Below are 13609 nucleotides of genomic sequence, written 5' to 3'. Positions count from 1 at the left end.
GGCCCCGGAACATACACGCCAAGTGGGCTACATTCGCGCGCCATGTGACCGTTCCGTACGCTTTTACAACCATTTGCATCAAGAGAGAAACGGGAGAGAGAAGCCTCTCACCGCCGGTGCGCCGAACGGGCGGACGGGGCGTCAGCACGCTCCGCCCGCCCGTCCCCTGACCAGGTGTTACGCCGGGCCCACCCCGGGTGTACGCCGGTCCGGCGCCGGTCTACAAGGTCGCCGCCTTGCTGGTGACCCGGCTCGCGGTGTTGTTGTCCTCGTCACCCATGGCGACCGTACGCCTCTTCGACACGTACACGGCACCGATGATGATGAGGATCGCGAGCGTCGCCACCACCGCCCGTACGCCGGCGCTGGCGTCGTCGCCGTAACTGAACTGGACGACGGCGGGCGCGATCAGGAGCGCCACCAGGTTCATCACCTTCAGCAGCGGGTTGATCGCCGGTCCGGCGGTGTCCTTGAACGGGTCGCCGACCGTGTCGCCGATGACGGTGGCCGCGTGCGCCTCGCTGCCCTTGCCGCCGTAATGGCCGTCCTCGACGAGCTTCTTGGCGTTGTCCCAGGCGCCTCCGGAGTTGGCGAGGAACACGGCCATCAGGGTGCCGGTGCCGATGGCCCCTGCGAGGTACGACCCGAGGGCGCCCACCCCGAAGGTGAAGCCGACGGCGATGGGCGCCATGACGGCGAGCAGACCGGGCGTGGCCAGCTCGCGGAGGGCGTCCTTGGTGCAGATGTCGACGACGCGCCCGTACTCCGGCTTCTCGCTGTAGTCCATGATCCCGGGGTGCTCGCGGAACTGCCGGCGCACCTCGTAGACCACCGCTCCGGCCGACCGCGACACCGCGTTGATCGCCAGCCCGGAGAAGAGGAAGACGACCGCGGCGCCGAGGACCAGGCCGACCAGGTTGTTGGGCTGGGAGATGTCCATGGTCAGGTTCATCTCGGTCGCCTTGGCGCCGACGTCGCGCACGGCGGTGGCGATGGCGTCCCGGTACGAGCCGAAGAGCGCAGCCGCCGCCAGTACGGCCGTGGCGATGGCGATGCCCTTGGTGATCGCCTTGGTGGTGTTGCCGACGGCGTCGAGGTCGGTGAGGACCTGCGCCCCGGAGCCCTCGACCTCGCCGGACATCTCGGCGATGCCCTGGGCGTTGTCGGAGACCGGGCCGAAGGTGTCCATGGCGACGATGACGCCGACCGTGGTGAGCAGTCCGGTGCCGGCCAGGGCGACGGCGAACAGCGCCAGCGTGATCGACGCGCCGCCGAGCAGGAACGCCCCGTACACCGAGAGGCCGATCAGCAACGCGGTGTAGACGGCCGACTCCAGACCGATGGAGATGCCGGCGAGGACGACGGTGGCGGGGCCGGTCAGGGACGACTTCCCGATGTCCTTGACCGGGCGCCGGCTGGTCTCGGTGAAGTAGCCGGTGAGCTGCTGGATCAGCGCGGCCAGCACGATGCCGATGGCGACCGCGACGAGCGCGAGGATGCGCGGGTCGCCGCCGTGCGTCCTGATGGCCGCCTCCGTGACGCCTTCGAGGGAGGCGTAGGAGGAGGGCAGGTAGACGAAGACCGCGACGGCCACCAGGGCGAGCGAGATCACGGCGGAGATGAAGAACCCGCGGTTGATCGCGGCCATCCCACTGCGGTCGGCGCGCCGCGGGGCGACCGCGAAGATGCCGATCATCGCGGTGACCACGCCGATCGCCGGCACGATCAGGGGGAAGGCGAGGCCGAGGTCTCCGAACGCCGCCTTGCCGAGGATCAGCGCGGCGACCAGGGTCACGGCGTAGGACTCGAAGAGGTCGGCGGCCATGCCCGCGCAGTCGCCGACGTTGTCACCGACGTTGTCGGCGATGGTGGCGGCGTTGCGGGGGTCGTCCTCGGGGATGCCCTGCTCCACCTTGCCGACCAGGTCGGCGCCGACATCGGCGGCCTTGGTGAAGATGCCGCCGCCGACACGCATGAACATGGCGATCAGCGCGGCGCCCAAGCCGAAACCTTCCAGCACCTTGGGCGCGTCGGCCGCGTACACCAGGACCACGCAGGACGCGCCGAGCAGGCCGAGCCCCACCGTGAACATGCCGACGACGCCACCCGTACGGAAAGCGATCTTCATCGCCTTGTGCGAGACGGTCGTCAGATCCTTTTGCGGCTCTCCGGGTCCCGGAGTCGCCTCACGCGCGGCTGCCGCCACGCGCACATTGGCCCGCACGGCGAGCCGCATGCCGATGTAACCAGTGACCGCCGAGAAAAGGGCGCCCACCAGGAAGAAGAGTGATCGTCCGGCGCGCTGCGACCAGTTGTCCGCGGGCAGCAGCATGAGCAGGAAGAACACGACGACCGCGAAGATGCCGAGGGTTCGCAACTGACGGGCCAGATAGGCGTTCGCGCCTTCCTGGACGGCAGCCGCGATCTTCTTCATGGCAGCGGTGCCCTCACCGGCCGCCAGTACCTGGCGTACCAGGAGCTGGGCCACGATCAGGGCGGCCAGGGCCACGGCCGCGATGACGACCACGATGATCCGGTTGTCATCGGTGAGAACCGCGGCCGCGAGAGAAGTCGGGTGGTCGGACACTTGTGTGGTGAAGAGCCCCGCCATTCGTCCTCCTTGACGTCAGAAGAGCTCAAGACGTGGACGGATTGTAGGGAGCAGAACCTGATCAAAACAGAGCGCCGTAGAACAGAATTGACCTTCGCTTGCCAGTCGGCAAATGCACGTTGCAAGGAATCCACTCGAAAGCAGTAATGACTTTAAACCATTGACGTCCGGTAGGACGATCTAGGAAATGAGAAAAGGCCCTGCTCAGCAGGGCCTTTTATTTCGCCGGTCCGATGGTCAGGACACCACGGCGGTGGGATTCGTCGGCCATGTCATCCGGATGACGCCACCCGCCTCGCCGGCCGACACCTCGACGTCGTCCACGAGCCCGGTGATGACCGCGAGGCCCATCTCGTCCTCGCCCTCCGCGTCGTCGAACTGCTCGGCCGGGGCGGCGTCACGGCTGCCCGGCACCCCGGCGGCGTCGGCCGCCGCGACGCCCGCGCCCGGGACCTCGTCACCGACCTCGATGGAGAACGTCTTCTCCTCCTCGGTCAGCACGACCCGGACCGGGGAGGTCACGTTGTTGCTGCGGTGCAGCCCGACGGCGCGCGAGCACGCCTCGCCGACGGCGAGCCTGACCTCGTCCAGCACGGCTTCATCGACCCCGGCCCGGCGCGCCACGGCGGCCGCCACGAGACGGGCGGTCCTGACGTGCTCGGGCTGGGCGCTGAAGCGGAGTTCAACGGTGGCCATGCGGTCCCCCTCGGACGTGCGAGCGTGCCTCTCAGAGGACCGGGCTGAACGCCCGGCACCCTGCTCTTCCTCCCGAATCCTTCAGTTCTCCGGGCCTCAGCCGGTGGGTGCCGGTTGGGCCGGTCGAGCTGGTCGGGCCGGCCGGTGCCGGTCCGGCCGGTCGGTGCCGGTCGGGCCGGTCGGGCCGGTTGCTGCCGGTCCGGCCGGTCGGTGCCGGTCGGGCCGGTTGGGCCGGTTGGTGCCGGTCCGGCCGGGCGGTGCCGGTCGGGCCGGTTGGGCCGGTCGAGCCGACGAGTCGGCCGAGCCCGGTCGCCCACGGCCGCCGGGTGCCTACGGCGCCCCGGGCCCCGGCCGTGGTGGCCGACCCGGCCCACCGGTCCGCCGACCGGCGGGTTGACCGGCCGAGCACCGGTCGGCCGATCGGCCGCGCCGACCCGGTCGCCCGGTCCCACCAGCCCGGTCCCACCGGCCCGGTTGCCCTCCCGGATGCCGGCCGTTGCCTGCCGGGCGGGACCCGAGCGCGGGCCGGGCCGGGAACGCCCGGAGCGCCGGTCCCGAACGACCCGGCGCGGAGCCGGGCCGTGCCCGGCGGAGCCGGACGGGCCGGACAAGCCGGAGACCAACGGCGCCGGGACCGGGGCGGGAGCCGGACAGCGCCGGACCCCGAACGGCGGCCGTCCGATGGCGACCCACCGGTGCGGCGCCGGCTCAGTCGTACGACTCAGTCGGTGGCCGCGACGGCCTCGTCGACCGTGGTGTGGATCGGGAACACCTTGGTCAGACCGGTGATCCGGAAGATCTTGAGAATGCGCTCCTGGTTGCAGACCAGGCGCAGCGAGCCCTCGTGCGCGCGGACGCGCTTCAGGCCGCCCACGAGCACGCCGAGGCCGGTCGAGTCGAGGAAGTCCACGCCCTCCATGTCGACAACCAGGTGGTAGCTGCCGTCATTCACCAACTCGACCAACTGCTCGCGCAGCTTGGGCGCGGTATACACATCAATCTCGCCACCGACCTCGACGACCGTACGGTCGCCACCAGGGCCGGACACATTGCGAGTCGCCAGGGACAGGTCCACGGATCCTCCAGCACCTTGCTATCGAGCGGTCGCCCCTCGGATTCTCCGGACGGAGCCAGGGGACGGATCGCCAGCCGCGATGGCATTCAATCACTTACCAGCAGCCATGCACGACGCCTTGGGAGCATTGTCCGTCAGGCCGGTGACACACTCGGTGCCGATGGCCATGAATCACAGCCCCAGTCGACCTCCCGAGAGCGGGGACACCCGCCCCTCCCCCGGTACGGTCCTCGACCGGCTCGCCGCAGGGGCGAACCGGGCTGCGCGCATCACTCATACGGAGCACCTGCCCCCAAGAGCGGGTCGCCATGCAGTCTGGCCCGATCGCATCCGTCCAGAAGTGATCAACGCCATCCAAACGGCGGGCATCGAGCACCCCTGGGCGCACCAGGCGGCCGCCGCCGAGCACGCGCTGGACGGCGAGTCGGTCGTGATCGCCACCGGTACCGCGTCCGGCAAGTCCCTCGCCTACCTCGCGCCGGTCCTGTCCACTCTGCTGGACGGCTCCGAGGCACCCAACGGGCGGGGCACGACCGCCCTCTACCTCGCCCCCACCAAGGCCCTCGCCGCCGACCAGCGGCGTTCGGTGAAGGCGCTGGCCGCCCCGCTGGGCAACCGGATCCGGCCCGCCGTGTACGACGGCGACACGCCCGTCGAGGAGCGTGAGTGGGTCCGCCAGTACGCCAATTACGTACTGACCAACCCCGACATGCTCCACCGGGGGATACTCCCCTCCCACCCGCGCTGGTCCTCCTTCCTGCGCGCCCTGCGCTATGTCGTCATCGACGAGTGCCACACCTACCGGGGCGTCTTCGGCTCCCACGTCGCCCAGGTGCTGCGCCGCCTGCGCCGCGTCTGCGCCCGGTACGGCTCCTCGCCCGTCTTCCTCCTCGCCTCCGCCACCGCCGCCCAGCCGGCCCTCGCCGCCGGGCGTCTGACCGGCCTGCCCGTCCGCGAGGTCGCCGACGACGCCTCCCCGCGCGGGGAGCTGGTCTTCGCCCTGTGGGAGCCGCCGCTCACCGAACTCCAGGGCGAGCAGGGCGCCCCCGTACGCCGCACCGCCACCGCCGAGACCGCCGACCTCCTGACGGACCTGACCGTCCAGGGCGTCCGCTCGGTCGCCTTCGTGCGCTCCCGGCGCGGTGCCGAGCTGATCTCGGTCATCGCCAAGGAACGCCTCGCGGAGGTCGACCGCTCGCTGCCCAAGCGCGTCGCCGCCTACCGGGGCGGCTACCTGCCCGAGGAGCGCCGGGCCCTGGAGCGGGCCCTGCACTCGGGTGAACTCCTCGGGCTGGCCGCGACGACCGCCCTGGAGCTGGGCATCGACGTATCGGGCCTGGACGCCGTGGTGATCGCCGGCTATCCCGGCACCCGGGCCTCGCTGTGGCAGCAGGCGGGCCGCGCGGGACGCTCCGGCCAGGGGGCGCTCGCGGTGCTCGTGGCCCGTGACGACCCGCTGGACACGTTCCTCGTCCACCACCCGGACGCGCTGTTCCGCCAGCCGGTGGAGTCGACCGTCCTGGACCCGGACAACCCGTACGTCCTCGCCCCCCACCTGTGCGCGGCGGCCGCGGAACACCCCCTCACCGATGCCGACCTGGCCCTGTTCGGCCCGGCCGTCCCGGAGCTGCTGCCCCAGCTCGAGTCGGCCGGCCTGCTGCGGCGGCGCGCGTCCGGCTGGTACTGGACCCGCCGGGAACGCGCCGCCGACCTCACCGACATCCGGGGCGAGGGCGGCAGCCCCGTCCAGATCGTCGAGGCGGGCACGGGCCGGCTGCTCGGCACGGTCGACGAGTCGGCCGCCCACGCCGCCGTCCACGAGGGCGCCGTCCACCTCCACATGGGCCGCACCTATCTGGTCAAGGAGCTCGACCTCAAGGACTCCGTCGCCCTCGTCGAGGAGGCCAACCCGCCGTACTCCACCACCGCCCGTGACACCACCGCCATCTCCGTGCTCGAGACCGACACCGAGGTCCCCTGGGGGGACGGACGCCTGTGCTACGGGTCCGTCGAGGTCACCAACCAGGTCGTCTCCTTCCTCCGCCGCCGCCTGATCACCGGCGAGGTGCTCGGCGAGACCAAACTCGACCTGCCGCCGCGCACCCTGCGCACCCGCGCCGTGTGGTGGACCGTCACCGAGGACCAACTGGACGCCGCACGGGTGAACCCGGAGCAGTTGGGCGGCGCCCTGCACGCCGCCGAGCACGCGTCCATCGGCCTGCTGCCGCTCTTCGCCACCTGCGACCGCTGGGACATCGGCGGCGTGTCCGTCCCGCTCCACCCGGACACCCTGCTGCCGACGGTCTTCGTGTACGACGGCCATCCGGGTGGCGCGGGGTTCGCCGAGCGCGCCTTCCACACCGCCCGGGAATGGCTCACCGCGACCCGTGACGCCATCGCGTCCTGCGAGTGCGAGGCCGGCTGCCCCTCCTGCGTCCAGTCGCCCAAGTGCGGCAACGGCAACGACCCCCTGCACAAGCGGGGCGCCGTCCGCCTGCTCACGGAACTGCTGCGGGGAGCCCCGGAAGCCCCCCAGGAGGCCCCGCCCGCGCCCTGACCCCCGGCGCGTACGGCCCGAACCGGGCCCGCGCCGTCACGTCCGCGATCTCGCCGCGCACCGTGCACCGCACCACTTCCGCCCCCTGCGCCCGTGCCACCCGGTCCGCCGCCTCGCACGCGTCGGCCGCGCCCCACAGCGCCCGGTCCGCCGCCGCGAGCGCCGCCAGGTCCGCGGCGCCGCCCGCCCGATGCCGCGCGGCCACCGCCTGCCCCAGGGCCAGGACCGCCGCGAAGACCACGCACATCACCATGCCCGCCATCGCCGCCCACACCGTCGCCATCCCCCGATCCGACCACCGCCCCGGACCGCGACGGCAGCCGAGGCCCTCACCACCGCCCGAGCCGGCACCCGGACGGGCGCCTACACCCGGGCCCGCACCGCCGCCCGAGCCGGGGCCGCCCGAGCCGAGGCCGCCCACGCCGCCCTCCGTGCCGCGCCCCAAGCCCGCGCCCGGGCCAACGTGTCCGTCCGAGTGGCCGCCCACGGCGCCAGCCCCGGCCCTCATGGCGTCACGCCCACGGTGTCCTCGGCCAGTGCGGCCGCCTCCGCGTGGAGGGTGAGGGCGAGGGGGCCGGGGCCGGGTGCGGGGGCCTCCACTCGGACGCGCCAGAGGTCCCCGGCCCGCTCGACCGCCACCCGGGCGCCGTCCGGCGCGGCCGAGCGGGCCGCGGCCACCGCCTGCTCGCGCGGCTCGGAACGGGCCGCCGCCCGCGCCCCGGCCCGCGCGGCGTCCACGCACTGGATCTGTGCGGCGGCCGCCATCAGCGCCCACACGAGCGCCATCGTGAACAGCACGAGTGCCGGGAGGACCGCCGCCGCCTCGGCCGTCACCGATCCGCGATCACCGGCGGCGTCAGAACTGGGCATTGAGCGCCCTGCCGATCACCGACTCCAGCCCACCCGACACGACGTCGCTCGTGACGATCTTGTAGAGCACGGCCGCGAAGGCGACCGCCGCCAGTGTTCCCATGGCGTACTCGGCGGTCGTCATCCCCGCGTCACCACGCCCCCGCCCGCGCACCCGCGCCGCCAGGGCCTTCGCCATCCGATTCCACATGCCACAACCCCCATTTGAGATGTCGAGATGTCCACGACTGAGATGTCGGCCCGTCACAACAGCTCGCCCGCCAGGGCGATGACCACCGGCGCCACGCCGACGGCGAGGAACGCGGGCAGGAAGCAGAGCCCCACCGGCGCGGTGATCAGTACCTGCGCCCGCTGCGCGCGGGTCGTGGCCCGGCGCGCCTGTTCGGCCCGCAGGCCGGCGGCCAGCCGGGAGACCGCCTCCGCCGCCGGAGCACCCGAGGCACTCGCCCGCTCCAGACACCGCCCCAGCGGCCCGGCGCCCGGTATCTCGCCGAACCGGCCCCACACCTCGCTCGGTTCGCCGCCCAGCCGCAGCTCGGCCGCCGCCCTGGCCAGCCCGCCGCCGACCGGGCCGCCCAGCGACGCCCCGACGGCCTCCGCCGCCTCGCGCGGGCCCGCACCGGCAGCGAGGCACGCGGCCAGCAGGTCCGCCGCGAGGGGGAGCCCACGCGCAGCCTCGCCGCCCGCGTCCCCGGCCGGGCGGGGGCGCCGCTGCCACCTGCGCACGCCGTACGCGGCCGCGACGCCCACCACGCACCCGGTTATCCCGCCGACCAGCACCCAGCCGCAGATCACCGCCCCGGCGGGCGCCACCCATTGCCGCGCCCAGGCCCCGTACTCCGGCCGCCAGGCCCAGCGCCGCTCGTGCCCGGACCCCAGCAGGGCCGCGCCCCGTCGGCGTACCCGGCGCTCCCGTCGGCGCGCCGCCACCGACCAGACCGGCCACACCACACCGGCCGCCAAGGCCACCGCCGCCCCCACGAGCTGTCCGCTCACGGCTCCTCCCCGGCCCGTACGACCCGCCCGGCCCACCACAGGCCGAGGCCCTCCAGGAGCCCGCCGACGGCCAGACAGCCCAGGCCGGCCGGAGTGTGCAGGAGCACCCGCAGCGGATCGGCGCCGAGCGCCCAGCCCATCGCGAGCGCCACGACCGGCAGTGCCGCCAGCAACCCCACCGTCGCCCAGGCACCCGCCATCTGGGCCTTCAGCCGTTCCCGCTGGTCCCGCCGCTCCCGTAGCGCCGCCTCCAGCCGGTCCAGGCCCGCCGCGAGACCGGCCCCGCCGTCCACGGCCACCTGCCAGCAGGCCGCCAGACCCGCCAGGCCGTCCGCGCCGTCCTCCCGCGCCGCCCGCCGCAGCGCCTCCGGCACGTCGCCCCCGAACCGGGCCGCCGACAGGACCGCCGCTTCCTCACCGCCCAGCGCCCCGGTGCCGCGCGCCGCCCAAAGCAGCGCCTGCCCGGGCTGCCACCCGGCGCGCAGCTCACCGGCGACGGCACCGCACAACGTGATCACCGCCTCCGCCCGCCGCTCCCGCGTCCGGGCTCGCTCCCGGGCCCGCAGCCGCCGTCCCACCAGCGGCACCGCGCACGCCCCCGCGACGAGCGGCAGTACCGACCGGCCCAGCAGCGCGAGGACCACCGCCACCACCAGGCACAGCCACTCGCGCCGTAACCGCACCACCGGCGCCCACCGTCGCCAGGACCACCGGGGCTGGACCGCCGTCCCGCCGACGCCCGCGAACAGCAGCCGCGCCCTCCGCGGCCCTCGCTCCCGGTCCAGCAGGAACCAGGCCGCCGCACCCGCGCACACCGCCGCGTACAGCGGCTGTCCCGTCACCACGGCGCACCCCCGATCAGCGACCGCAGCCGCTCCCAGCCCCGCTCGTGCCGGAATCCCTCGACGCCCCATCGCAGTGCGGGAACCGTGACCACGAGCCCCCGCACGTCCCGTTCCAGCACATGCACCTCGGCGATCCGGCGCCGTCCCGCCCGGTCTCTCGCGAGATGGACCACCACCGACAGGCCGGCGGCCACCTGGCTGTGCAGCGCCGCCCGGTCGAGCCCGGCGGCCGTCCCGAGGGCCTCCAGGCGGGCCGGCACATCGGCGGCGGTGTTGGCGTGCACGGTGCCGCAGCCGCCCTCGTGGCCGGTGTTCAGCGCGGCCAGCAGATCCGTGACCTCCGGGCCGCGCACCTCGCCCACCACCAGCCGGTCGGGGCGCATCCGCAGGGCCTGGCGCACCAGGTCCCGCAGGGTCACCAGGCCCGCGCCCTCCTGGTTCGGCGGCCGGGCCTCCAGCCGCACCACATGGGGGTGATCGGGCCGCAACTCGGCCGAGTCCTCGGCCAGGACGATCCGCTCACGCTCACCCACCAGGCCCAGCAGCGTGGAAAGCAGCGTCGTCTTCCCCGACCCCGTACCGCCGCTGATCAGATACGACACCCGGGCCTCCACCAGCGCCCGCAGCACTTCCTCCCCGCCCGGCGGCACCGTCCCCGCCACGGTCAACTCGCCCAGGGAGAAGGCGCGTGGCCGCACCACCCGCAGCGACAGGCAGGTCGAACCCACCGCCACCGGTGGCAGCACCGCGTGCATCCGTGTCCCGTCCGGCAGCCGTGCGTCCACCCACGGCCGGGCGTCGTCCAGCCGCCGCCCCGCCACCGCCGCCAGGCGCTGCGCCAGCCTGCGCACCGCCGCCGCGTCGCGGAACGCCACGCCCGACAACTCCAGCCCGGCGCCCCGGTCCACCCACACCCGGTCCGGCTCCGACACCAGCACGTCCGTCACCGCCGGATCGGCGAGCAACGGCTCCAGCGGACCGGTCCCCACCAGTTCGCAGCGCAACTCCTCGGCCGCACCCAGCACTTCCGTGTCGCCCAGCAACCTGCCCTGCGCCCGCAGTGCCGCCGCCACACCGGCCGGGGTCGGCTCCGTGCCGCTCTCCACGAGACGTTGGCGGACGGCCTCCAGCAGCGCGGCCGTCACGGCGCACTCTCCCCGGCGAGCGCCCGCTCCCAGAACGCCGCGCAGAACCGGCCCAGCGGCCCCCGCGCGCTGTCGCCCGGCGGGGCGCCCGCGTCCAGCGCCGCCAACAGGCCGGGCTCCACCGGAAGTTCGCCCACCAGTGGCAGGCCGAGCACCTCGGCGATCCACTGATCATCGACCCCGGCCGCGTACGGCCCGCGCACCACCACGCGGAGGTCCCGCAGCACCATGCCCACCATGGACGCCACCCTCTTGGCGCCCGCGACGGCCCGCAGTTCGGCAGGCACGACCAGCAGCCCGACGTCCAACTGCGCCAGCGCCTCGGCCGTGGCGTCGTCGACCCGGCGCGGCAGGTCCACGACCACCACGCCGCCGCGTCTGCGCGCCGCCGCCAGCACCGACCGCATCGCCTCCGGCCGGATCGTCACCGCGTCGCCCCGGTCCCAGCTCAGGACCCGGAGCCCGCGCAGAGAAGGCAGGGACTCCTCCAGCGCCCCACCGGCAACCCGCCCCTTGGAAGCGGCGAGATCCGGCCACCGCAGCCCCTCCGCCTGTTCCCCGCCGAGCAGGACGTCGAGCCCTCCGCCCAGCGGGTCAGCGTCCACGAGCATCGTTCGCCGGCCGTCGCGGGCCGCCGTGACGGCCAGCGCGCAGGCCAGCGTCGAGGCCCCCGCACCACCGCGCCCGCCAATCACGCCGACGGTCAGCGCCTGCCGCCCGGCGCCCTCGACCACGTCGGCGATCCGGTCGACGAGCCAGCTCTCGGCGTCGGGCAGCCGCAGCACGCAGTCCGCGCCGATCTCCACCGCCCGCCGCCACACACCGGGATCGTCCTGGTCATGTCCGACGAGCAGCACGCCACGCCGCCGTGCCGCACCCCGGCACCGGGCGGCCGCGTCGTCGCCCACCAGCACCAGCGGCGCGGTCTCCCAGCAGGTGCCGCGCTCGGGCACCGAGTGGTACACCTCCGGGTGCGCGCCCGCCGCGGCGCACAGCCGCAGCAGGTCGTCGAGCAGCTCCATGTCCTCGGTGACGATCAGCGGTCCGGCCCGCCGCCCCTCGACGGCCGGCGCCCGGTCGGATGTGATGGATCCGGCCATGATCTCCGCCCCCTCTCCCCTGTCTTCTCCGTTGTCCTGTCCGTGCGATACGCCACGACGGGCGGTACGAAGTCGGCGTGAAGTCGACACGAAGTCCCGCCCCGTCCTCGCGGATGAGAGATCTGCGATTCCCCGCATCCGCGGACTTCGCGACCGGAATCACGGTGCACGGCTTCCGGAAAAGAAGTGGATCTTGCTCAAAAACTGTGGACAACTCACCGCTTGTGAATATCCCGTTAGCCCATACCAGCGACTTCCACAGAGCAGCGCAACGACTACACTGAGTGACGAAGAGCCGGCGACACGAGCGTCCAGCCGGAGCGGCGGAGGGAAGAGTCAAATGATCGGTTCAAGCCGCGGGACACGGGCGAAAACGCGTCCGGACATGCGACGACCCCCGCCGGGGGGGAGAGCGGGGGTCGTCTCTCCGGCCGACTCGGGGGGGGAGGAGCCGGACCGGGTTAGCACGGTCGCGAACGATCCGTGACTTCCATGGTGTACCCGAGAGCCTTCTCAGGCAAACCCACACGCCCCAGCGTACGCCGAATGGCGGGCACCTATGCTCGGGCTCGTGGAAAACCACTCCTTGCCGCGCACAGCAGCCTTCTTTGACCTGGACAAGACGGTCATTGCGAAGTCATCGACGTTGACCTTCAGCAAGTCCTTCTACCAAGGCGGTCTGATCAACCGCCGCGCCGTACTGCGGACTGCCTACATCCAGTTCGTCTTCCTGGCCGGCGGCGCCGATCACGAGCAGATGGAGCGGATGCGTGAGTACCTCTCCGCCCTCTGCAAGGGCTGGAACGTCCAGCAGGTCAGGGAGCTGGTCGCCGAGACCCTGCACGACCTGATCGACCCGATCATCTACGACGAGGCGGCCTCCCTCATCGAGGAGCACCACGCCGCCGGCCGGGACGTCGTGATCGTCTCCACCTCCGGCGCCGAGGTCGTCGAACCCATCGGCGAGCTCCTCGGAGCCGACCGGGTCGTGGCGACGCGGATGGTCGTCGGCGACGACGGCTGCTTCACCGGGGAGGTGGAGTACTACGCCTATGGCCCCACCAAGGCGGAAGCGATCCGCGAGCTGGCCGAAACAGAGGGGTACGACCTCTCCCGCTGCTACGCGTACAGCGACTCGGCCACCGATCTGCCGATGCTGGAGGCCGTCGGGCACCCGTACGCGGTCAATCCCGACCGCGCGCTGCGCCGGGAGGCGGCGGCGCGCGACTGGCCGGTTCTCGTCTTCAACCGCCCGGTCCGGCTGAAGCAGCGCCTGCCCGCCTTCCGGATGCCACCGCGTCCCGCGCTCGTCGCCGCGGCGGCGGTGGGCGCGGCGGCGGCCACCGCCGGCCTCGTCTGGTACGCCAACCGGCGCCGCCAGTCGGCGTGACGTCATCCCGGACGGCTCAGCACGTACCCGACGGGCCCGAGCGGGTACCCGATGGGCTCCGAGCGGAGCCCGAGCGGGCTCCGAGCGGGGCCCAAGAGGCCAGGTAACCGGGCATCCGGCCCCAAAAGTAAAAAGTGGAGCCAGGGCTTTCGCATCCCCCCGGACGGTAGTACAAAGGACTTAACGGCCCGCGAGACCGAGGACATCCGAAAGGATTACCTGTTGAGCAAGAAGGCCCCACGGACCGAACAGCACGAAAGCTGAGCACCCACGCGACGTCGACCCGTCGATTACGGGCCAGCCGCACCAGGCGTCGGGCAAAGT

Annotated in this window: 12 protein-coding genes; 2 read left to right on the top strand and 10 right to left on the bottom strand. The window is 73.1% G+C overall.

The window, feature by feature from the left end; genetic code table 11:
* Positions 1 to 220: 220 nt before the first annotated feature.
* From ACZ46W_RS18205 to ACZ46W_RS18195, 3 genes are all read right to left on the bottom strand, one after another.
* Positions 221 to 2611 (bottom strand): sodium-translocating pyrophosphatase, encoded by a 2391-nt coding sequence (locus ACZ46W_RS18205; RefSeq protein ID WP_468338513.1) that lies wholly within the window; start codon positions 2609 to 2611, stop codon positions 221 to 223.
* Positions 2612 to 2848: 237 nt separating this feature from the next.
* A complete protein-coding gene (locus ACZ46W_RS18200) occupies positions 2849 to 3307 on the bottom strand; it encodes an ATP-binding protein (protein ID WP_468338511.1) in 459 nt (152 codons plus the stop codon).
* 721 nt (positions 3308 to 4028) lie between these two features.
* Positions 4029 to 4382 carry an STAS domain-containing protein gene (locus ACZ46W_RS18195; RefSeq protein ID WP_468338508.1) on the bottom strand — a complete coding sequence of 118 codons (354 nt, stop codon included), beginning with the start codon at positions 4380 to 4382 and terminating at the stop codon, positions 4029 to 4031.
* Between the two features lie 79 nt (positions 4383 to 4461).
* On the opposite strand from ACZ46W_RS18195, the gene ACZ46W_RS18190 reads away from it, so the two are divergent.
* Positions 4462 to 6939: a DEAD/DEAH box helicase gene (locus ACZ46W_RS18190; RefSeq protein ID WP_468338505.1), complete on the top strand. Its 2478-nt coding sequence runs from the start codon at positions 4462 to 4464 to the stop codon at positions 6937 to 6939.
* Here the strand turns inward: ACZ46W_RS18190 and ACZ46W_RS18185 are convergent.
* From ACZ46W_RS18185 to ssd, 7 genes are all read right to left on the bottom strand, one after another.
* Positions 6881 to 7222: an Rv3654c family TadE-like protein gene (locus ACZ46W_RS18185; RefSeq protein WP_468338503.1), complete on the bottom strand. Its 342-nt coding sequence runs from the start codon at positions 7220 to 7222 to the stop codon at positions 6881 to 6883. The two genes, ACZ46W_RS18190 and ACZ46W_RS18185, sit on opposite strands and share 59 nt — an antisense overlap.
* Before the next feature lie 221 nt (positions 7223 to 7443).
* Positions 7444 to 7809 (bottom strand): TadE family type IV pilus minor pilin, encoded by a 366-nt coding sequence (locus ACZ46W_RS18180; RefSeq protein WP_468338500.1) that lies wholly within the window; start codon positions 7807 to 7809, stop codon positions 7444 to 7446.
* Complete coding sequence (locus ACZ46W_RS18175) at positions 7796 to 7999, bottom strand: DUF4244 domain-containing protein (RefSeq protein ID WP_468338497.1); 204 nt, start codon at positions 7997 to 7999, stop codon at positions 7796 to 7798. The genes ACZ46W_RS18180 and ACZ46W_RS18175 overlap by 14 nt, the downstream gene beginning before the upstream one ends.
* A gap of 53 nt (positions 8000 to 8052) precedes the next feature.
* Positions 8053 to 8805 (bottom strand): type II secretion system F family protein, encoded by a 753-nt coding sequence (locus ACZ46W_RS18170; RefSeq protein ID WP_468338495.1) that lies wholly within the window; start codon positions 8803 to 8805, stop codon positions 8053 to 8055.
* On the bottom strand, positions 8802 to 9647 hold the full coding sequence (locus ACZ46W_RS18165) for a type II secretion system F family protein (protein ID WP_468338493.1): 846 nt from the start codon (positions 9645 to 9647) through the stop codon (positions 8802 to 8804). The genes ACZ46W_RS18170 and ACZ46W_RS18165 overlap by 4 nt, the downstream gene beginning before the upstream one ends.
* Positions 9644 to 10795, bottom strand: a complete 1152-nt coding sequence (locus ACZ46W_RS18160; protein WP_468338491.1) for a TadA family conjugal transfer-associated ATPase — start codon at positions 10793 to 10795, stop codon at positions 9644 to 9646. Before ACZ46W_RS18160 ends, ACZ46W_RS18165 begins: the two co-directional genes overlap by 4 nt.
* A complete protein-coding gene (gene ssd, locus ACZ46W_RS18155; protein WP_468338489.1) occupies positions 10792 to 11895 on the bottom strand; it encodes a septum site-determining protein Ssd in 1104 nt (367 codons plus the stop codon). The genes ACZ46W_RS18160 and ssd overlap by 4 nt, the downstream gene beginning before the upstream one ends.
* 559 nt (positions 11896 to 12454) lie before the next feature.
* On the opposite strand from ssd, the gene ACZ46W_RS18150 reads away from it, so the two are divergent.
* Positions 12455 to 13285, top strand: coding sequence for an HAD family hydrolase (locus ACZ46W_RS18150; RefSeq protein WP_468338487.1), 831 nt, complete (start codon positions 12455 to 12457; stop codon positions 13283 to 13285).
* The last annotated feature ends 324 nt before the right edge of the window (positions 13286 to 13609 follow it).

It is taken from the genome of Streptomyces sp. NPDC031064 (genome assembly GCF_055570965.1).
The sequence above is the reverse complement of the archived record's forward strand: the minus strand, read 5'-3'. Positions and strand labels throughout refer to the sequence as shown.